Consider the following 20029-nt stretch of genomic DNA (forward strand, 5'->3'; position numbering starts at 1 on the left):
ACATATAAACACATCCTTATCTTATCTATATTTTAATGTGTTCGGTCTTTCGTGTCTACAATATTATACTAGCATCAGTACAGGCTATTACAAAAGCATGAACTGGTTGCGGGAACTGTATTGAAGATGTGAAAAATGTGGTAAACGAATTATTAGAACACCAAAATCAAAATGATAGGAAGTGAATTTATGATACTTGCAGAAAAAATCAAATTACTAAGAAAATGGATATTCTCAAGAAATGCTGGCCGAAAAATGTGGCGTTAGTAGACAGGCGATTTCAAAATAGGAAGCAGATATAGCTTTACCAGAAACAGATAAGCTGCCAATACTCAGTAGACTATTCCAAGTTTCTATAGATTTTTTGCTGATAGATTCAATGAAATTTGACACTATAAAAACTGTACACTCCTGTCATTCAAATTATAATAGCAATAAAACATACTCAAATCTAATTAAATATGATGGAGTAATTATTAAAGAAAGTATTAAAGATGAATTGATTTTAGATTATGTTACAATTCATAAAGTAGAACTTTGGAAAACAGGTGAAACTTCCAAATACTGGACTACATTATTTTTTTCTTCTCAGGAAGAAGATTTTCCAAAAAAACTATCACAAGCACTATCTTCCGAAGAAGATAATTTAAACTGGTTCGTAAACATGAAATTTGATAATACAAAAATAATTGTATTAAAAAACAAAGTTTTAAGTTATGAAATTGGAAACCTACTAGAAAAAGAAAAAGTTTGCGATGAATGCCGCAAAATGGGTATTTCAGATGATGAAATGAACCGGGACGAATAATAATTTTTTTAATAGTACATTTTAAGCTTCACGCGCAAAATTCCGTAGGAACGGAGGATTTTTTTCCTTGCACCACCGTGGGAGCGAAATAGCATTGATGAAGAGACAGTTTAAATAAAGCTTTATAAATCTTAGATGATAAATTAAAAAAGTCTAAGAACTTCCAATCTGTCTGAGCCAAAGACGAGTTATTGAAAGTTCTTAGACTTTTATGATTTATCATCTTAGATTTATTGGCTTTATTTAATGTCTCAAATCAATGTTATTTCGCTAGTTCATATATAGCGTGTGCATATATTTTAGCATTTAAAATCAAATGATCTATTTTTATATATTCGTCTACCTTATGATCAACATCTGGTTCTCCTTCAAATATAGGTCCAAAAGCAACTATATTTGGCATCTCCTTTGCATAAGTTCCTCCACCGATTGCAAGAAGTCTTGGTTCCTTTCCTGTTTGCTCCTTATAAACCTTTTGAAGTGACTTTACAATAAAATGATCCTCTGGAAAATAAAGAGGCTTTTGATGAGACACATTTTCCACATTAATTTCTGCCTTTTTACTTATTTCTTTTATAGGATTTATTACTTCTTCAAATTTGCATGTTACAGGATATCTTATATCCACAGTGGCACTTACTTTGTTTTCATCTAAATCTATTACTCCAAGATTAAAGGAAAGCTTTCTTGAAATCCTATCCTCTAAGCCTACTCCAAAAGACTCACCATCTGTTTCCATACCCACATGCTTATTTAAAAATTCTATGTAGTTTACTACATCACAGCTTTCAAGATTTAATTCACCTACAAAGGCTAGAAGCTGCATTATAGCATTTTTACCCATATGAGGTACACTTCCATGAGCTGCAACTCCATAGGATTTTATTACAACTAAATCTCCATTTTCTTCTGCTTTAAGATCATATCCTGTTCTATTTGAAAAATCTTCACACTTATCGATTAGGCTGCCTTTAAGAGAAGTTTTAAGTCCTGCTTCGCAATAATTTGGAACTATATTATGAGCATTTCCTCCCTTAATGTAAGCTATAGTTACTTCTCCATAAGATTTTTCTTTTAGTTCCTTTATCAAATCAAAAACCAATACGCCCTTTTCTCCATTTATAATTGGGTATTCGGCATCAGGAGTAAATCCAGCTACAGGAGCCTTTTCTTTTTTTAGATAATATGCAATTTCATTACTTCCAGTTTCTTCGTTTGTTCCAAATATTATTCTTACCTTTTTAGACAATGGAAGTCCAGAGTTTACAACTGCTTTTAACCCATATAAACATGACATTATAGGTCCCTTATCGTCAGTAGCACCTCTGGCAAATATTTTATCATCATGTATTTCTGCTGCATATGGTGGGTATTTCCATCCATCATTTTCTGGAACTACATCTAAATGTCCAAGTGCTCCAACATATTCTTCTCCGTCACCATACTCTGCATATCCAACTTGATTGTCAATATTTACTGTTTTAAATCCTAAAGATTTCGCTATATCAAGTGCACATGCCAAAGCCTTTGCTGGACCCTCTCCATAAGGCATACCAGGTTTCGCCTCTTCCTGAACACTCTTAATTTGTAAAACCTTCTGAGTTGATTTTACAAGTTCATCTTTTAATAAATCCACCTGTTTATTTATTTCCATATCTAAGCCTCCATTTAATTTATTTATATATTTAATATATTATAATAACTTATATAATAGATTGCACAAGTTTCCACCTAAAATTCCGTAGAAACGGAGGAATTTTTTCCTTATACCACCGTGGCGCGAAGTAACAGTATTGAAGAGATGATTTAAATGAAAGCTAATAAATCTTAGGTAATGATTGTTAAAAGGCTTAGAAGTTTCAATCTGTTTGAACCACAGGTGAGTTATTGAAACTTCTTAGGATTTTAACAATCATTACCTTAGATTTATAGTTTTCATTTAACATCTCAAGATACTGTTACTTCGCACTTTATTTATAATAGAAAAGATTCTTTTTTCTACTATCTTCAATTTCATTAAATCTTTTGATGTTAGTAGCTCTGTAATTATCTATTTTATAGATTATATTTCTAAGAAAATCTTCATTAAACTTAAATTGTGCATCTAAATACACCTCTGATATAACTGAATATTCTATATGCTCCGGTTCATTACCTACAACATATAGTGGAAAAAGCTCTTGAAAATTTTTATTAAGAAGTGCATGCCCATATATGGCTGCATCTATAACTTGCCCTTTATAAATATTAAAAGAATGAGCATAATTCCTTCTACGATTTTTAATTTGAACATACAGAATTCCTCTTATAAAAGGCACATCAATTCCCTTTAACCTTGAAACCTGACTAATAAGTGCGCTTACAAGGTCAGAACTATTTAATACCTGGTAATCAGAAACACATATTTCACATAAGTTTTGAAAAAATTTTTTTTCTTCACTGTTCATTGCTAACCTCTTTAATACATTTTTACTGGCTTGCTTTCATCAGTTTTGTCGTCTATAATCTTATTTCTTATCAAAAATTCCCTTACCTTTGCCTTGTATTCATCTTTATTTTTTAAGTAAGATTGAGCATGCCCTGCATTAGGAGCAATATATAAATATTTAGGCCCCTTCTTTTCAATATACAATTCCAAGGACATATATGGTGGAATAAAATCATCATCTGCACCATGAATAAACATTATAGGTACTTCAACTCCATCCAGCGCTTTTTTTGGTGATATGGAGTATAATGAAAATCCAGCTTTATACCAGGCATAAACACTAGAATAAAATACTACAGCATTTGCTATTAATTTACCATGATTTTTCATTTCCTCTGTAAGTTTATCACTAAACAACTCTGGCAAATCAGAAAATGGACAGTCTACCACATAAAAAGATACATACTTTTCTTCTATATTCATATTAGAATGTAAAAGTGCCGTGGCCGCTCCCATAGATTCTCCATGGATTCCTATTATCCCATTTGGATTTTGCTTTCTAACCCACTTAACGCAGTTATCCAAATCATACTTTTCAAAGTATCCAAGAGAAATATTTTTTCCACCACTAGTACCATGATATCTTGAATCATAAATCAGCACATTATATCCCAAGTCTATATACATATCTGCATATTTCATTGACTCCCATCGACTTCCTGTTATACCATGTACAATTATAATAGTATTTCTGGTTTTTGCAAAATTTCTTATATAGGTTCCAGAAAGTTTATAACCAAAATTAGACTGTATAGTTACATCACTTTTATCAAGCAAATTAAATCTCTCATAATCAAAGGTAGATTTAAAATTACTATATGAAACACTACTACTTTTATTAAACTTTATTTCGCATACTTGATTATATACTATGCTCCCAATATAAAGACCTACAGAGCTAACTATAACAAATATTACAAGTAGTAAAACTAAAATCACTCTTTTTGCATATTTTTTTATTCTCATTTTATATCGCCACCATCTTGGCTAATTAAAATGTAACTATTCAAATAATAAGCTTAAACACCATTAAATATATTCAGGTTTTCTATTCTTATAATATACTGGTTTTAAGTTACACTCCTCTGCTATTAAAAAAGCCTCTTTCATATTCATTCCTATACTGTTACTATTATGAGCATCCGAGCCTATTGTAACAAGACTGCCACCCATAGCTTTATACCTTTTATAAATTGGAATCAAATTTTTAATTATATAATTTTTATCAAGCCTTCTAGTATTTATTTCAAAAGCTATTTGCCTATCAATTATAAATTTTAATACCTCATCAATTAATTCTGCATACTCATTATAATATATTTCACTGTCTTCATATGCTGCATATCTAGAAATATAATCTATATGTGCCAAAGAATCTACATATTCGTGTGTTTTAAGGCATTTAATCATAGTTTCAAAATATCTGTTATAGGCACTTTTCTTTTCTCTATCCTCATAAAAACTTTTTTCGTAAATATCAATCCCATCAACAAAGTGTATAGAACCTATGACATAATCAAATTCGTAACTTTGATTTATCTTCCTATTTTCATCACTATACTCCTCTGTCATTCCAATTTCAACTCCAATTAGATAACTATTACTCCTATATCTATGATATTTTTTAAAATATTCATCTATGTCAAAAACAAATTTACTTTTTTCAGGGTAATTTAAATCTATATGGTCTGTAGAAATAATTCCCAAATTTAACTTTTTAGAGACTTCTAAGGCATCTTCAATTTTAAGCTGTGAATCCGTAGAAAACTCCGTATGAACATGACTATCAAATATCATATAATATCACCTCACAAAATTCAATGTTCAGATTAATTATAACAGAAAACTTGGTAATATATATAGTAACACTTAATAGATTTTTTACATAATTTATTAAGGTAGGGATAAAACTTATCCATAAATAATTTTCAAGGAGAAACTTATGTATTATAACTACAATGATAATTTTGATCCTATGAGATTCGAAAATGATGAATGTGACTGTGATGAAGCTCCCCCTTTTGTTTGCCCTTTTTTAGCTGAATGTCCTTTTGGTTCTGATATGAGGCAAGAAGAGGATTACGAAACTAGACAGCCTAATGTTCCACCTGGTCCTCCTCCAACTTATACACCTACTAAAAACATGCAATCCTCCTCCGGACCTAGTCTTAAAGCAGTTGATCCAGGAGCTATAAGAATATGCAGATATAAGTATACTTATATTTGGGAAACTAATGGAAGATCCTACTGGGCATTCATTACTTATGTAGGTCCAAGATCCATAGCTGGATATCGATGGATGCGTAGAAGATGGGTTTATTTTGGACTTGATTTAAGAAGAATTGAATCATTTACCTGCAGGTAGAAAACTGCGAAGTAACAATGCTTCGTCGCGTTAAAAAGTTCCTATAAATCTAAGTGGTAATTCTAGGCAAGTGCTTGCTTGAGTTAAAGAAGGATAATGGGACATAATCCCATTATCCTTCTTTAACTTGTATTAGTCATCTATATATTAGCCCAAACCTCGTGCATGTTTACTCGCTGAAAAAAGTGCTCAGACAATTGAAATATCTAAGCATTTTACAATTTTTCAGCCAAGATTTATTAGGACTATTTTAAATCGTTCCTTCAGCATTGTTACTTCCCTCCCACAGTAGTGCGCGGAAGAAAATCATCCTTTATTGTGAACTGTGAATTGATTTAGTTGGCATCCTTTTCACATGTATAAAAATACTATTACAACCCAATTAAATTCTACTGCCAATTGATTTTTTTAAAATTTTCCCAACTGGAACTGCTACAATTACTCCTATAATAGTTGTAATTAACGAACTTGGTACATGCTGAAAAGCAACAATAAAACTTCCATAAAATAATGCATCAACAAAGTAATATCCAATTATATTAAAAACCCCTCCAAGTAAAAATGCTAATATATTATTTAGCATGCTCTCCCCATTATACTGTCCCCTATAAGCGATCATTCCAACAATATACGCCATACCGCCTTTTATGATAAATGTAAAAGGTGCCCATATTGGCGTTACCGAGAACAAATCAAATAAAGAAAGTCCTATTGCCGCTGCAATAGCTCCCCTTCTTTTTCCTACGAGTAAAACTGCAATAAATAGAACTGCTGTACCTAAATGAATCATTGATTTTGACGAACCAATATAATATGGTATATTCAAGTAAGTACCAACAAATATAATAGCGGCCATCATACCTATTTCAGCTAAATCCTTAGTAGTAAATTTAGATACTCTTCCGTCTTTTTCCATAAATGCCTCCTATAGTTATGAATTCAATTTACTATAATATATACCATAATATATTCCATGTAAAATGTATGGATACAATATATTTGATATAACTCCTTAACTTTACATATTCTCCTCAGATTATCCATTGCAGTTATCCTTTTTAGCCTAGTATAATCTTATTAAAGAATTGCAATGTCATATCTCTATTAAAAGGTAAAGAGGTGTAAATGTATGAAAAGATTAAACACAATAATTCTAACCGTAATTTTATCTGTTCTTATTTTAGCACCATACAAAAAAACGTTTGCAGCCACTCAAAGTCCAATTAGCAGATCTGCGGCTGAACAAAGAGCTCTCAATATAATCAACCTTAATTGGACATATTCAAGCGTAAAAAATTCAACTTTGCCATCAACTAACGGTAGCAGTGTAACTCAACCTTCTCAGCTAAAAAATGTATCAACTGCAACAATGACTGGCATTCCATACGATTGGGGTGGATTAGATAGCTTAGACACTTCATCTGACGGTGCTCCATGGACAAGCTTTGTAAATGCAATAAATAGCGGTGCCTTTGCTGGAAATGTTAATACTTCTGCTCCTTACGGATATATTAAAGGAACTGCTGGAATTGATTGTTCTGGCTTTGTACAAGCTGTTTTTGATATTAATGACTATAAACAATCAACTTCTACATTACTTAATAGCTATTTTACAAAAATTAATTTAAGTGATTTAAAACACATGGATATTTTAGACCATCCTGGTGATCACGTTGTTATATTTGATAAGTGGGGAACTTTAAATGGGGTACAAGGTGCTTTCACTTACGAATCTACTCCAGATCAAACTTATGGTGGAATACAAGGTACAAAAAAATACTTTATAACTATGAGTGAAATTAATTCAGGATATATTCCTGGAAGATACGTAAATATAATAGAAGATAGTTCTAATCCTGATCCTATGCCAGTTTCTGATTCATATGGTATAGTTTCCAACGTAGTTTATGCTGCCAACTTTAGATCTGATTCATCTACTAGTTCTGCAATCATAGGAACAATACCTAAAAACACAGTTTTGAAACTTTTAGCTTCAAACTCTGGCTGGTATAATGTAATTTACAATGGGCAGACAGGTTGGATATATAGTAGTTTAATAACTTCTGTTCCTTCTAACTCATATGTAACTGTAAACAATGTATACCAATTAAACATCAGATCAAATCCTTCTTCCACTGCTTCAATCCTTGGAGTATTAACTGAAGGACAATATGCAAAAGTAACTGGAATATCAACTGATGGAAATTGGTATAAAATAAATATAAACGGTGTAGAAGGATTCTCAGCAGTAAAATATCTAAAATATATAAACTAGAGTTTATAGGGATGAAATAATAATATTTTTTAGATACTCCATTATAAAATTCTTTGTTCCTATAAAACTTCTCTCCCAAAATTCCGTAAGCACTGAGGAATTTTTTCCTTGCACCACCGTGGGAGCTAAGGAACAATGCTGAAGGAACGATTTAAAAAAATCCTAATAAATCTTGGTAAAAAAATCATAAAATACTTAGATATTTCAATCTGTCTGAGCTATAGCGAGTTATTGAAATATCTTAGTATTTTATGATTTTTGAGCCTTAGATTTATAGGATTTTTTTAACGCGACGAAGTATTGTTCCTTGGCAATATTTTATGTCATCATTTATAAATCTATGCTTTACTTTATTAACGTCAAATTTAAATATCTTGAATACCATTTGAATAAAATAACCTACTAGGGAAACCATTATTATAGTTCCTATTCCAACAGAACCACCCATTATATACCCTATAACAAGCACAAATAATTCTATAACCGTTCTAACAATAAATACAGATTTTTTTGTTTTTTTAGTAAGTGCAACCATGAGCCCGTCTCTAGGTCCAGAGCCCAAACCAGCTCCTATGTACATATAACTACCAATGGACATGGACAGCATTCCAATAATAATCGAAACTATTCTAAGTATTTCATTATTAAAAACTGGCAATAAGTGATTTAGCATCAAAATGTCCATAAAGGTTCCAATAACAAGCATGTTAAAAATAGTGCCCCAACCTATTTTCTCTCCTGCTATATAATCTATTATAATTACAATTGCACTTACTATTATGCTTGCTTGTCCCATAGTTATATTCAGCATAATAGATATTCCTTGATGAAATACATCCCACGGTTGAAATCCCAAATTTCCATTTATAGTCATAACCGTACCGATAGAACACAGTATAAGACCTATAAATAATCTTAAAATAATTAATGCTTTTCTTTTCATATTAGCCCCCCTTTTATAGATAAACAACTTGAAAATTGGAAATGACTAATACAAAATTTTTCCTAACAAACTGAAAGTCAACTTAGAGTACAGAGTATAATTAAAAGAAGACAGTGCTTGTAAAATTATAACATTAGTTATTTTAATCTTTTAGGTTGCCTATCTATATATCATAGCATTAATTATATGATACTTTTTAATTTTTTCAAACACTTTTCTAATAAATCATCAATTTTTGTCTCAAATTTAATGTTTTTTGTAATTGAAGAAGGTACTGCAGTGATAATTATTCAATGTAAAATTCACTACAAACACAGTTAATTAATAAAAATCAATGGCAATATATTATATAAAATTTTAGCTAACCCTAAAGATTCACGCCTACAATTCCGTAGGCACGGAGGAATTTTTTCCTTGCACTACGGTGAGAATGAAGTAACAATGCTGAAGGAACGGTTTAAAAAAATCCTAATAAATCTCGATTCAAAAATTGTAAAATACTTAGATATTTCAATCTGTTTGAGCCAAAGGCGAGTTATTGAAATATCTTAGTATTTTATGATTTTTTAACTTTAGATTTATAGGATTTTTTTAATGTTACGAAGCATTGTTACTTCACTCTTTTTTTAAAAAGCTGGAACTTGTGCTCCCTTATACAAATCCTTCAAAAGTTTTTTTACCTTCTCTGTTTGGTAAACTTCAACTAATTTCTTTAAGGTTTTATTGTTCTTATCTTTGCTTCTAACTGCAATAATATTAAAATAATTTTTAACAGAAGACTTTTTTGTACTTTCTATATAAATTGAATCCTTTAGAGGATTAAAGCCTGCATCCACCGCAACTCCACTGTTTATAGCAGCTGCATCTACATCTTTTAAAGATCTTGGAATTTGTGTTGCTGCTAACTGAACTATCTTTATGTTTTTAGTATTTTTAGCTATATCTTTTTCTGTAGGTAATAATCCTACACCCTCTTTTAATTTTATTATACCTGCATCCTGAAGCAGTATAAGCGCTCTACCGCCATTTGTAGGATCATTAGGTATTGCTATTTTAGCACCATTTTTTAAATCCTTAATCTTTTTTATGCTGCTTGAATATATGCCCATAGGTGCTAAAACCGTATTTCCAAGGGATACGATATTTAGCTTATGATCCTCTTTAAACTTGTTAAAGTACGCAATAGTTTGAAATGAGTTTGCATCTATGTCGCCATCATTTAAAGCCATATTAGGTCTTACATAATCGGAAAAGCTTACAATTTTAAGGTCAATATTATCTTTTTTGAGATCCTCTTTTAAAGCATCCCATATTTTATGATCTTCACCTGTAACTCCTAATTTAATAACCTGTTTTTTGCTACTTGTGTTTGCTGCTGTGCTTGATTTACATCCTGATAGTAAACTAACACCTAAGGATAAAGTTAAAAATAATGCTGCGATTCTTCGTATTTTCATTTTTGTTCCCCCTATTTTTTATTTAATGACTTAATTTTTTTAATAAAAACTCACCTAAACCTTGTATTAAGCTTACAAGAACTAATAAAATAATAATTGTAACCACCATAATATCGGTTTTAAAATACTGGTATCCATATCTTATGGCAAAATCACCAAGTCCTCCACCTCCTACAGTACCTGCAACTGCAGAAAAGCTAATTAAGCTTACAGTAGTGATTGTAAGAGCATAAACAATTTGTGGGAGACCCTCTTTTAGTAAAACTCTATATATTATTTCAAAAGGGCTAGAGCCCATAGCTTCCGCTGCTTCAATAACTCCCTTATCTATGTCAAGAAGTGCAGATTCTATTTGCCTTGCAACAAAGGGTGCTGTTCCAAAAACAAGAGGCACTACAGCACCCTTTACTCCTATTGTTGTTCCAACTAAAAGTCTTGTTAATGGTATAATTGCTGCAATCAATATTACAAATGGAATTGAACGAAATGCATTTATTATTTTGCCAACTATACTGTAAATTACCTTATTCTCCAATATACCTTTAGGACGTGTCACTACAAGAATTACCCCAACAGGTATTCCAATAACTGCAGAAATAATTCCTGATATAGCTACCATTATTAATGTTTCCTTAAGTGCTGCTATCATATCTGGAAAAAGTTCTACTACATTAGGCATAATCGTGTTCAAAAGACTCTCCATGCTTTATCACCTCCACATATATGTTGTTTTCACCTAAATATTCAATAGCTCTATTAACTCCTTCACTAAAACCACTAAATTTAAGAATAAGATTTCCTACAGGTATACCTTGTATTATTTCAATATTTCCAGAGATTATATTTGCATCCACCTTGAATTTTTTTGAAATTTGTGAAATAAAAGCTTTTTCAGCATTTGAACCCACAAAAGATAACCTTGCTACTATATCATTTTCTGAAAATTGACTATCAAATTCTTTACTTTCAATAAGCTCATATACCTTATCATAATGAAATACTGTAGCCATAAATTTTTTAGTCATCTTTGCTTTAGGATTAGTAAATATTTGCACTATATCTCCCTTCTCAACGATCTCCCCTTCTTCCATTACAATCACTCTCTCGCAAATATCTTTAACAACATCCATTTGGTGCGTAATAATAACTATTGTAAGCCCAAGCTTTTCATTAATTTCCTTGATTAGCTTTAATATAGATTGAGTAGTTTCAGGGTCTAAAGCAGAAGTAGCTTCATCACATAAAAGAACCTGTGGATCATTAGCAAGCGCTCTAGCAATAGCAACTCTTTGCTTTTGACCGCCGCTAAGCTGTGATGGATAAGTTAAAGCCTTTTCCTTCAAGCCCACTAATTCTAAAAGACTATTTACCTTTTCAGCTATATCATTTTTGCTTAACCCCTTACCTTTAAGTGGATAGGCTACATTCTCAAATACATTTCTTCTAGCCATTAAATTAAAATGTTGAAAAATCATTCCTATTTTTTCTCTTATTTTCCTTAAATCCTTTGGTGATAACCTTGTCAAATCCTTATTATCAACTATAACCTCTCCACTGGTAGGCTTTTCAAGCAAATTTATACACCTTACAAGGGTACTTTTGCCAGCACCACTGTATCCAATAATACCTAAAACCTCTCCATTTTTTACTTCTAAACTTATATCTTTAAGAGCATGTACCTTTTTATCTCCATCCTCATAAACCTTTGTTATATTTTTTAGTTCTATCACAATAATCCCCCTTCCTAAAATTTATAATAAAAAAATCCCCTTCGCAAAAGAAGAGGATAATAGTAATAAAAAAACCCATGGAAGGGTCTATTATTAATACCTTCCCTCATCTTTCAGAATTAATCTGCAGGATTTAGCACCTTGCATGCAAATGAAACATGCTGGTTGCTGAAACGTCATCGGGCCAGCCCCTCAGTTTCTCTCGATAAGGATTTTATTCAATTTTGTTATACACACTATACAAAAAAAGATTTTCAGTGTCAAATACAATAAATTTAAATTTCTGATTTTTTGTTATATATTTTTATCAATACATAATTATTGTACGTTTACACAAACATATATTTACTAAATCAAACACTATTTTTTAATAATTATGCATAATTCCTACTAATATAATCTATTTTCTATTTATTAATATTAAACCAATAATGCAGAAAGCTGCTCCTATTATTTTATTAATTCCAAATCCCTCTTTATAAAATATAATTCCTATTGGTATAAGTACAATTGCAAGAATTATATTCGCCACTAAAGAACCTACGCTAATATCCCACCCAGCTCTATATGCCATTAAAAATCCAAATTCCAATCCAACTATTGAAATTCCCAAAACTACACTTGTCCAATTTAAATCTTTAAAGGAACCAAAAATTCCTTTGCCATGTTTATCAAAAATTAATGCTATTAATGAAAAAATAGCCGAAGTAAAATATGTTATAACTAATGCAGAAAAAGGATTGGCCTTCTCTGGTATTAGCTTTTGACATATGTGATAAAACACGTTTGATAACACTATAAGTACAATTGAAAAAACATACATAAAATTTCCTCCTTAAAATAATCAAATTAGCTTTCTAACAATTTCTGAAAGTTTCTTTATTCCTATATGCATTTCACTATATGATGCATAGGAATAAGATATTCTTATATTACTATTTTTATGAAAATCATATATGTAGCCTGGGTTAATAAGAATGCCCTGCTTCCAGGACAAATTGAAAAGCTTGTTTACATCTATTTTGACCTTCAGCTTTAACCATATATAAAATCCACCCTTAGGCACATTCCATTCTGCTAGATCATAAAAATACTCATGAAGTAGATTTATAGTAAAGTCCCTTCTACTTTTAAGTTCATATCTAAGCTTCTCAATATATTTTTCATATAGTCCACTTGAAATCCATTCAGCCGCAGCATATTGAGAAAGTGAACTGGCTCCATAATCCGTTTGCATTTTAACATCTCCGAGTCTATCTATAACTGCTTCAGGTCCAATGACCCACCCAACCCTCATACCTGCAGAAAGACATTTTGACATTGTTCCTATATAAAGCACAATTCCATTTCTATCCTTAGATTTTAAAGTTTGTGGAGGCTTTTTATCAAACCACAACTCCCTATAAGCATCATCTTCAATTATTGGAAGCCTTTCTTTTGTGCATATTTTAATAAGTTCATTTCTTCTATTTTCACTCATTACTATACCCGTAGGATTTTGAAAAGTTGGTATAGTATATAAAATTGGTGTTTCTTTATTTATGTTTTTTAATATTTCTCTTATCTCTATACCATGCATATCCATAGATATTCCTTTTAGCTTCATACCTGCAGATTCAAAAACATTAATTGACTTGATGTATGATGGTTTTTCTACTAATACATCATCTCCAGGCTTAAGTATGCTCATGGAAATAAGCTGAAGTGCTTGAAGTGATCCTGAAACAATTAAAATAGAGGATGGTGAAGCATTAATTCCAAACTTTTTCACATAATTACTTATTATTTTTCTGAGCTCAAGTGAACCTTTAGTTCTTTCGTATCCCAGCGAACTTATATCATCTGCTACCTTTGAAAGTACAGTTTTCATTGCATTTTTAGGAAAAAGCTCTGGTGAAAGTTCACCTGTACTGAGCCTAATAATATTATCTTCATACTCAAGTTTATTTATCATTTGAATAGTAGATAAATTGGGTTCATATACACCACTTTTTATATACTTTTCCCAATTTGGAGCTTTACCTGAAGCTAATACAGACCATGTATTATTGACTATCACTGTTCCTCCCTTGCTCCTGCCATCTATTAAACCATATGATTTTAATTCATCAATGGCCTCTATTAAGGTACTTCTATTAACCTCAAAAATATCTGCCAGCTTTCTTTGGGAAGGCAACTTTGCTCCTACTATCCACTCCCATCCTGATATTTTTTCTTTTATATAATCCACTATCTGTCTATATAAAGGCATATTAGAATTTTTATCAGGCTTCCAATCAATATTTATCATAAAACACCCAATCCTTTAATAAAATTAATTCCAAGCTTCAAACCATAATAAATTATTATAACACCACATATTTTATTAATTATACCAACCAATTTTACACTAAAATTCTTTTTAAAATAGTTTATAATTAGTGCAAGACATGTAAACCATACAAATGAAGCGCTGCAAACTCCTAATATAAACAATTTAGAATATGTATCTGGAATAGAAGCTTTAAATCCCCCAAGCATCAATGAACCATCAATAATCGCTTGCGGATTTAGCCATGTAACAGTAAAACAAGCCAAAACTAACTTAAAAAAACTCTTATCACCGTTAACTTTTCCAAGAGAATTAGGCGTATCTTTTATAAGCTGACATCCCATATAAATTACAACAACTGCTCCTGCCATTAGTATAATTTCTTTTAAAATTTGAGATTTACTCAAAACAATACCAATACCATAATAACATGTAATTGCAAGCGAAACATCAAAAAATACTGTCACCAAAGCAGTCCTAAGTGCCATAATTCTTTTATTAGATATAGCAGAATTAATAACATATAAATTTTGAACACCAATAGGCGCAACATATGTAAAACCTAAAACAAGTCCTTCAATATAATACTTTATCATGACATCACCTCCAAACCTTATATAGCTGAACAACTCGGAAAATTAAAATTGCTAATATTAAATTCATCCTGTTAAACTAGAAGTTGACTTAGAGTACAATTCAAAGTTTGCCAGGATAAACTTTAAATTTGTAATTTTCAAACTTAGCGCTGTCCACCTATAATTATATCCCCTCCTTCCTCTTCTGTCCTCAACCATATTTTTAAATTTTATACCAACCAAATAACAGTTTATAGCTAGAGATTAATGGTTAAAAAGTTGCTTAGTTTACTATAGTAAAAACTAAAGCAATTCTAAATTTAATAATAAAATTATGAATAGTTATTATAAATAATGGCAAACTAATTATATGAAAATTTTACGATTTATATTATATGGTTTAGCTGGATGGTGTATGGAAATATTATGGACTGGATTTGGTTCCCTTTTAAGTGGAGACATTACAATGCATGCTTGGACCAGTATGTGGATGTTTCTAATATATGGTTTAGCAATTTTTATGGAACCAATACATGATGTTATAAGACGTTGGCCAATTTTAATCCGAGGGGGGATATATGCTGTACTTATATTAATAGTGGAATTTTGCACAGGCTCAATTTTACGTCTTACAATAGGCTCATGTCCTTGGTATTATGACAGAGGAATTACAATACAAGGTATAACAAGGCTTGACTATGCACCATATTGGTTCATCGCTGGGCTTCTCTTTGAAAAATTTCATGATGAACTAATAAAAATACATAATATTTCAAAGGAATCTACAATATAATTAACAAAAAGCAGCTGGAAGGGGGACTTACCAACTGCTCAAATTTTTTATACAATTATTAGCTTTTTTATATCTTAGCTTAGTTATTATTCTATCACCTTTTCTATGTTAAACATATTATCTAAAACTTTAAAATTTTGTGGGAAAGGTTGTGCAAGTACCCAATAACTAACTCCCCTAAGTCCAAGTTCACTAGCAAGCTTATATTTTTCTTCTACACTTCTTGCGTCTTCAAACCATACAACATGCTGTCTGCCTGCTCTATCTGTATAATTATAGTAAGGCGATTGAGATTTTTCGTCATATTGTATTCGTGCTCCAAACCTACCTGCCCTATTTATTGCCTCTTGATTTCCTATACTTTCCGCAAATTCTCCCCCAGGCATATATGGAAGAGTCCAATCATATCCATAAAGCGGCATTCCCATCATTATTTTTTTAGGCGGTATTACACTTACCGCATAGTTTAATACCTTTCTCACTTCATTTATAGGGGCGACTGCCATTGGTGGGCCTCCAGACCAACCCCATTCATAAGTCATTATAATTACAAAATCGACAATTTCTCCATGCGCCTTATAATCGTGTGCTCCGTGCCATGCCCCCGTAGTAACATCGTAAGTTTTTGGTGCAAGTGCTGTGGCTACAATATAATTTGGATGAAGTGCTGCAACAAGCTTTCTCAAAAAATTATTGTATTTTTCCCTATCCTCAGGTGGAATTCTTTCAAAATCAACAACTACACCATAATACCCTTTACTTCTTATCATATTTAAAATGTTATTTATTAAAGTTTGTTGCAGTGAATTGCTATTAAGTATATTGCCTATAAGCTCACTGTTAAAGTTTGCCCCTGTCGTACCTGATATATTTGTAACCGAAAGCATTGGTGCAACTTTATTTTCCCTTGCTATTCTTATTATATTTTCATCATTAAGTGGTGTAAGACCAGCATCAGCGGTTACATGATGGCTAAAAGGAGTTACATAGGTTAAATATTGTATAGCCTCACCTAAAACAGCATTTTCCCTTTGCGTGGTAGATGGCTGTATAAACGCATTAACCTCAATATATCCATAATTTTTTGCGTTTTCAGGTATTCTTATCATAAGTCCTGGATAAATTGCTGAAGGATTAGTAATGTTATTTAAGTTTGCAATGCTGTCTACTGAAACTCCAAATTTTCTTGCAATAGACCATAATGTATCACCGGGTCTCACTCTATAGGATATCTCTGTACTTGGAATAACAAGGGTTTGCCCAACTACTAAACTGCTGTCTTGTGAAAGACCATTCGCATTTATAATACTTTCTGGTGTTACTCCAAAACTTCTAGCTATAGCCCAAACAGTATCACCAGGTTTAACTACATATATTCTCACTGAATTCTCCACAAAAATTTCTATCAATAACTATTATATTCAGCTAAACTATTTTTGTGCCTTTTCTGCTCTTATAGTTTTGCCTTTTATAGTTTTATTTTTAAGTCCTTCTAGTACCAATTTGCCTTTTCCAGAAAGAATCTCTACATAAGAAAAGTTATCCTGTATATCTATTATTCCAACATCTTCCGGGTTAACTCCTGAAATACTTGACACAGTACCAGCTATATCTCCTGGTCTTATTTTTTTCTTTCTTCCAGCACTAATATATATCTTTGTTATCTCTTTATTTATCTCTTTATTTTTCACCTTTTTTGGTTTTGCAGTATTTTTAAGCGTCTTATTATATATTTCTCTGCCCTCTTCAACCTGTTCTGCTGATGGGATCTCTCCTTTTATGATGCTTAATTCAAATGTCTCTTCTATTTCCTGTAAAAATCTATGCTCCCTTGGAGTTACAAAAGTTATTGCAGTTCCTCTATTTCCTGCACGACCAGTTCTCCCCATTCTATGAACATAGCTTTCCTTCTCCATAGGTATATCATAGTTTATAACATGTGTAATATTTTCTACATCAATTCCTCTGGCAGCTATATCCGTAGCCACAAGAAAAATAAATTCTCCCATTTTAAAACTGTTCATTATGTTAGTCCTGTCAGCTTGAAGCATTCCACCATGCAGCGCATTACATGAATATCCTTTAGCTTTCATCCTAGAAGTTAGCTTTTCTACGTTTTCCTTAGTTCTGCAAAATATCATTGCACTTTCTGGTCTTTCCACATATATTAATTTATTTAACAAATCAAATTTCTTATCATTTTCTACCTCATAGTAAATTTGATTAACTCTATCTGTAACAGAACTTTTAGCTTTAATTTCTATATTAATAGGTTCTTTCATATATTTTTTACTAAGCTCCAATATTTCTTCTGGCAAAGTTGCCGAAAAAAGAAGTGTTAGTTTTTTCTTTGGAAGCTTTTTTATTATATCCTTAACCTGATCAATAAAACCCATATTCAGCATTTCATCAGCTTCATCTATTACAAGATAATTTATTTTAGAAACATCTAAGGCTCCCCTTTCTATAAGATCAAAGGTTCTTCCTGGTGTGCCTACCACAACATGCACTCTTTGTTTTAGTGAATTAAGTTGAACACTCACTGACTGTTTCCCAAAAATTGCAGCACATCTTAATCTTTTAAATCTTCCTATATTGGTAAAGTCCTCTTTTATCTGATAGGCAAGTTCCCTTGTTGGTGCTAAAACTAATACCTGCGGCTTCTTTTCTTCAAGTTCTATTTTTTCTGAAATAGGTATTGCAAAAGCAGCGGTTTTACCACTTCCAGTTTGTGATTTTGCCATAACATCTTTATTTTTTAAAATTAAAGGTATAACTTTCTCCTGAACCTCTGACGGATTCTTATACCCTAATTTTTCTATTGCTCCTAAAATTTCTTTACTTAATCCTAAATCTTTAAATTCACTCATTTTCTTACCTCATACTTTACTGATTTTATATATATAGATAAACCGCTTCAACTATTGAAATTCATGTGCACCATAATGCCTAGAAGACGTCATTTTGGTACAAATAAATTTCAAGTTTCAAGATGGTTTATCTTTACACATGGTAGTATACCACGAATAAGGTTAAATTAATATTTACAATAAAAAAGTTAAGCAGCAGTTTCTAAAAAAATGAAACCATCACTTAACTTGAATTCTTCATATATAAAAATAGTGAATGTATTTATTTTACAGCCTTTAATTTTGCAATATCCGACCAATTACTTGCAGTTATCATTTCTACATTACTTAAATCTTTTCTTATACCTTTAACTTCTCCCTTAACTTCAGCTAATTCATGCTTTAAATTTTCCTGTTCAGCTGAAATAACCTCTGTTCTATGTTCCAATGCTCTTAATAGGTGTGTGTGCTCATCTTGAACAGCTTTTATTGATTTTATATCTTCTTTAACTGTTCCAAGTTCTTGCTTTACAGATTTTACATCTTCTTTTACAGAATTCACATCTTCTTTAAGTGACTTCATATCTTGCTGCATTGATTTTAAAATCTCCAGTATCTCTTTCTCCATACATATCACCACCTAAGGAAATTATATCAAATTTTTAATTTTTAAGCTAGAAGAAAAACATGGAAATAATATATAATTAATTTATAAAAAACTTGCCTTGGAAGTGATTATATTTTGAATAGCAAATTTAAAATTGACAGTGTATGGGAAAATTACAAACTCCATATAACAAAAGAATATGGTTTTATTGATCTCTCTATTTCGCCATTTGTTATAAAAGCAAATGATACTTTACTAAAACATAACTGCAAAAAAGCAATCGATTTAGGCTGTGGGAACGGAAGGCACAGTTTATATCTAAATTCGCTTGGCTTTGATGTTTATGCCTCAGATATTGATTGCAGCAAAATAATAAAAAATACAAAAAAACTTAATTTATCAAATTTAACAATCCGGGAACATAGTTTCACAGCTATCCCATATGATGATGATTTTTTTGACGTTGTACTTTGTACTTCAACCTTACATCATGCAATTCTTAGTGATATTAAACAAGGAATTAATGAAGTATACAGAACATTAAAACCCAAAAGCTATTTTGTATTCGATTTTCTTTCCACATTAGATACTTCTTATGGAATTGGTACTGAAATTGAAAAAAACACTTTTATAGGGTCAAGAACTGGTGAAGAAAACATTCCACATCATTATGCGGATGAAAATGAATTAAAGGCATTGCTAAATAATTTTTCATTTGCTAATATAAATAAAAGCATTTATAGTTTTTACGATTCAAAAAATAACCAATACTCATCAAGGGTATTTGATGTAATAGCTGTTAAATAAAACAAAAAAGGTTGGTGATAT

General features: G+C 31.2%; 20 protein-coding genes, 1 pseudogene and 1 riboswitch. Of the genes and pseudogenes, 6 read left to right on the forward strand and 15 right to left on the reverse strand.

The features are described from left to right. Window positions 1-226: 226 nt before the first annotated feature. Window positions 227-289, forward strand: a pseudogene (locus ACJDT4_RS22265) (helix-turn-helix domain-containing protein); the annotation flags it as partial. A gap of 90 nt (window positions 290-379) precedes the next feature. After that, window positions 380-808 (forward strand): hypothetical protein, encoded by a 429-nt coding sequence (locus ACJDT4_RS22270; protein ID WP_406789813.1) that lies wholly within the window; start codon window positions 380-382, stop codon window positions 806-808. Between the two features lie 262 nt (window positions 809-1070). Here the strand turns inward: ACJDT4_RS22270 and pepV are convergent, their stop codons facing one another. The 4 genes from pepV to ACJDT4_RS22290 all read right to left on the reverse strand — a co-directional run bounded on the left by pepV (window position 1071) and on the right by ACJDT4_RS22290 (window position 5093). Continuing rightward, window positions 1071-2462: a dipeptidase PepV gene (pepV, locus tag ACJDT4_RS22275; protein WP_406789814.1), complete on the reverse strand. Its 1392-nt coding sequence runs from the start codon at window positions 2460-2462 to the stop codon at window positions 1071-1073. Between the two features lie 316 nt (window positions 2463-2778). Then, window positions 2779-3255, reverse strand: a complete 477-nt coding sequence (locus ACJDT4_RS22280; RefSeq protein WP_406789815.1) for a hypothetical protein — start codon at window positions 3253-3255, stop codon at window positions 2779-2781. Between the two features lie 11 nt (window positions 3256-3266). Beyond that, window positions 3267-4262: an alpha/beta hydrolase gene (locus ACJDT4_RS22285; RefSeq protein WP_406789816.1), complete on the reverse strand. Its 996-nt coding sequence runs from the start codon at window positions 4260-4262 to the stop codon at window positions 3267-3269. A gap of 63 nt (window positions 4263-4325) precedes the next feature. After that, a complete protein-coding gene (locus ACJDT4_RS22290) occupies window positions 4326-5093 on the reverse strand; it encodes a histidinol phosphate phosphatase (RefSeq protein WP_406789817.1) in 768 nt (255 codons plus the stop codon). A gap of 145 nt (window positions 5094-5238) precedes the next feature. Here ACJDT4_RS22290 and ACJDT4_RS22295 point away from each other — a divergent pair, with 145 nt between their 5' ends. Further along, the gene (locus tag ACJDT4_RS22295) at window positions 5239-5661 is read left to right on the forward strand and encodes a hypothetical protein (protein WP_406789818.1); all 423 of its coding nucleotides are present in this window, start codon (window positions 5239-5241) and stop codon (window positions 5659-5661) included. 382 nt (window positions 5662-6043) lie between these two features. Here the strand turns inward: ACJDT4_RS22295 and ACJDT4_RS22300 are convergent, their stop codons facing one another. After that, window positions 6044-6577: an ECF transporter S component gene (locus ACJDT4_RS22300; protein ID WP_406789819.1), complete on the reverse strand. Its 534-nt coding sequence runs from the start codon at window positions 6575-6577 to the stop codon at window positions 6044-6046. Between the two features lie 213 nt (window positions 6578-6790). Here ACJDT4_RS22300 and ACJDT4_RS22305 point away from each other — a divergent pair, with 213 nt between their 5' ends. After that, window positions 6791-7936: an SH3 domain-containing protein gene (locus tag ACJDT4_RS22305; protein ID WP_406789820.1), complete on the forward strand. Its 1146-nt coding sequence runs from the start codon at window positions 6791-6793 to the stop codon at window positions 7934-7936. 271 nt (window positions 7937-8207) lie between these two features. Here the strand turns inward: ACJDT4_RS22305 and ACJDT4_RS22310 are convergent, their stop codons facing one another. The 7 genes from ACJDT4_RS22310 to ACJDT4_RS22340 all read right to left on the reverse strand — a co-directional run bounded on the left by ACJDT4_RS22310 (window position 8208) and on the right by ACJDT4_RS22340 (window position 14973). Beyond that, window positions 8208-8879, reverse strand: coding sequence for a YczE/YyaS/YitT family protein (locus ACJDT4_RS22310; protein WP_406789821.1), 672 nt, complete (start codon window positions 8877-8879; stop codon window positions 8208-8210). A 626-nt stretch (window positions 8880-9505) separates the two neighbouring features. After that, entirely contained in the window at window positions 9506-10336 is an 831-nt protein-coding gene (locus tag ACJDT4_RS22315) for a MetQ/NlpA family ABC transporter substrate-binding protein (RefSeq protein WP_406789822.1), read from the reverse strand. 22 nt (window positions 10337-10358) lie between these two features. Then, on the reverse strand, window positions 10359-11039 hold the full coding sequence (locus ACJDT4_RS22320) for a methionine ABC transporter permease (RefSeq protein ID WP_406789823.1): 681 nt from the start codon (window positions 11037-11039) through the stop codon (window positions 10359-10361). Beyond that, entirely contained in the window at window positions 11008-12066 is a 1059-nt protein-coding gene (locus tag ACJDT4_RS22325; RefSeq protein WP_406789824.1) for a methionine ABC transporter ATP-binding protein, read from the reverse strand. Before ACJDT4_RS22325 ends, ACJDT4_RS22320 begins: the two co-directional genes overlap by 32 nt. A gap of 103 nt (window positions 12067-12169) precedes the next feature. Next, a riboswitch (SAM riboswitch) is annotated at window positions 12170-12278 on the reverse strand. A 188-nt stretch (window positions 12279-12466) separates the two neighbouring features. Continuing rightward, complete coding sequence (locus tag ACJDT4_RS22330) at window positions 12467-12889, reverse strand: EamA family transporter (protein WP_406789825.1); 423 nt, start codon at window positions 12887-12889, stop codon at window positions 12467-12469. Window positions 12890-12910: 21 nt separating this feature from the next. After that, window positions 12911-14356, reverse strand: coding sequence for an aminotransferase-like domain-containing protein (locus tag ACJDT4_RS22335; RefSeq protein ID WP_406789826.1), 1446 nt, complete (start codon window positions 14354-14356; stop codon window positions 12911-12913). Next, complete coding sequence (locus tag ACJDT4_RS22340) at window positions 14353-14973, reverse strand: LysE/ArgO family amino acid transporter (protein WP_406789827.1); 621 nt, start codon at window positions 14971-14973, stop codon at window positions 14353-14355. Before ACJDT4_RS22340 ends, ACJDT4_RS22335 begins: the two co-directional genes overlap by 4 nt. Window positions 14974-15322: 349 nt before the next feature. On the opposite strand from ACJDT4_RS22340, the gene ACJDT4_RS22345 reads away from it, so the two are divergent. Beyond that, a complete protein-coding gene (locus ACJDT4_RS22345) occupies window positions 15323-15745 on the forward strand; it encodes a putative ABC transporter permease (RefSeq protein ID WP_406789828.1) in 423 nt (140 codons plus the stop codon). A gap of 86 nt (window positions 15746-15831) precedes the next feature. On the opposite strand, the gene ACJDT4_RS22350 is transcribed toward ACJDT4_RS22345, so the two are convergent. The 3 genes from ACJDT4_RS22350 to ACJDT4_RS22360 form a co-directional block, all read right to left on the reverse strand. Beyond that, a complete protein-coding gene (locus tag ACJDT4_RS22350; RefSeq protein WP_406789829.1) occupies window positions 15832-17127 on the reverse strand; it encodes a glycoside hydrolase family 18 protein in 1296 nt (431 codons plus the stop codon). Window positions 17128-17175: 48 nt separating this feature from the next. Then, entirely contained in the window at window positions 17176-18615 is a 1440-nt protein-coding gene (locus ACJDT4_RS22355; RefSeq protein ID WP_406789830.1) for a DEAD/DEAH box helicase, read from the reverse strand. A gap of 262 nt (window positions 18616-18877) precedes the next feature. Next, the gene (locus ACJDT4_RS22360) at window positions 18878-19222 is read right to left on the reverse strand and encodes a hypothetical protein (RefSeq protein ID WP_406789831.1); all 345 of its coding nucleotides are present in this window, start codon (window positions 19220-19222) and stop codon (window positions 18878-18880) included. 114 nt (window positions 19223-19336) lie between these two features. Here ACJDT4_RS22360 and ACJDT4_RS22365 point away from each other — a divergent pair, with 114 nt between their 5' ends. Further along, entirely contained in the window at window positions 19337-20008 is a 672-nt protein-coding gene (locus ACJDT4_RS22365; RefSeq protein ID WP_406789833.1) for a class I SAM-dependent methyltransferase, read from the forward strand. Window positions 20009-20029 lie beyond the last annotated feature (21 nt).

This window comes from Clostridium neuense (genome assembly GCF_045310695.1).
GTDB lineage: Bacteria > Bacillota > Clostridia > Clostridiales > Clostridiaceae > Clostridium_S > Clostridium_S neuense.

Bases quoted from the DNA above. Each gene is read 5' to 3' on its own strand.
- ACJDT4_RS22270 (WP_406789813.1), top strand. From the start codon at position 380: ATGAAATTTGACACTATAAAAACTGTACACTCCTGTCATTCAAATTAT.
- ACJDT4_RS22315 (WP_406789822.1), bottom strand. From the start codon at position 10,336: ATGAAAATACGAAGAATCGCAGCATTATTTTTAACTTTATCCTTAGGT.
- ACJDT4_RS22320 (WP_406789823.1), bottom strand. From the start codon at position 11,039: ATGGAGAGTCTTTTGAACACGATTATGCCTAATGTAGTAGAACTTTTT.
- ACJDT4_RS22335 (WP_406789826.1), bottom strand. From the start codon at position 14,356: ATGATAAATATTGATTGGAAGCCTGATAAAAATTCTAATATGCCTTTA.
- ACJDT4_RS22330 (WP_406789825.1), bottom strand. From the start codon at position 12,889: ATGTATGTTTTTTCAATTGTACTTATAGTGTTATCAAACGTGTTTTAT.
- ACJDT4_RS22360 (WP_406789831.1), bottom strand. From the start codon at position 19,222: ATGGAGAAAGAGATACTGGAGATTTTAAAATCAATGCAGCAAGATATG.
- ACJDT4_RS22290 (WP_406789817.1), bottom strand. From the start codon at position 5,093: ATGATATTTGATAGTCATGTTCATACGGAGTTTTCTACGGATTCACAG.
- ACJDT4_RS22345 (WP_406789828.1), top strand. From the start codon at position 15,323: ATGAAAATTTTACGATTTATATTATATGGTTTAGCTGGATGGTGTATG.
- ACJDT4_RS22285 (WP_406789816.1), bottom strand. From the start codon at position 4,262: ATGAGAATAAAAAAATATGCAAAAAGAGTGATTTTAGTTTTACTACTT.
- pepV (WP_406789814.1), bottom strand. From the start codon at position 2,462: ATGGAAATAAATAAACAGGTGGATTTATTAAAAGATGAACTTGTAAAA.
- ACJDT4_RS22355 (WP_406789830.1), bottom strand. From the start codon at position 18,615: ATGAGTGAATTTAAAGATTTAGGATTAAGTAAAGAAATTTTAGGAGCA.
- ACJDT4_RS22295 (WP_406789818.1), top strand. From the start codon at position 5,239: ATGTATTATAACTACAATGATAATTTTGATCCTATGAGATTCGAAAAT.
- ACJDT4_RS22280 (WP_406789815.1), bottom strand. From the start codon at position 3,255: ATGAACAGTGAAGAAAAAAAATTTTTTCAAAACTTATGTGAAATATGT.
- ACJDT4_RS22340 (WP_406789827.1), bottom strand. From the start codon at position 14,973: ATGATAAAGTATTATATTGAAGGACTTGTTTTAGGTTTTACATATGTT.
- ACJDT4_RS22300 (WP_406789819.1), bottom strand. From the start codon at position 6,577: ATGGAAAAAGACGGAAGAGTATCTAAATTTACTACTAAGGATTTAGCT.
- ACJDT4_RS22310 (WP_406789821.1), bottom strand. From the start codon at position 8,879: ATGAAAAGAAAAGCATTAATTATTTTAAGATTATTTATAGGTCTTATA.
- ACJDT4_RS22305 (WP_406789820.1), top strand. From the start codon at position 6,791: ATGAAAAGATTAAACACAATAATTCTAACCGTAATTTTATCTGTTCTT.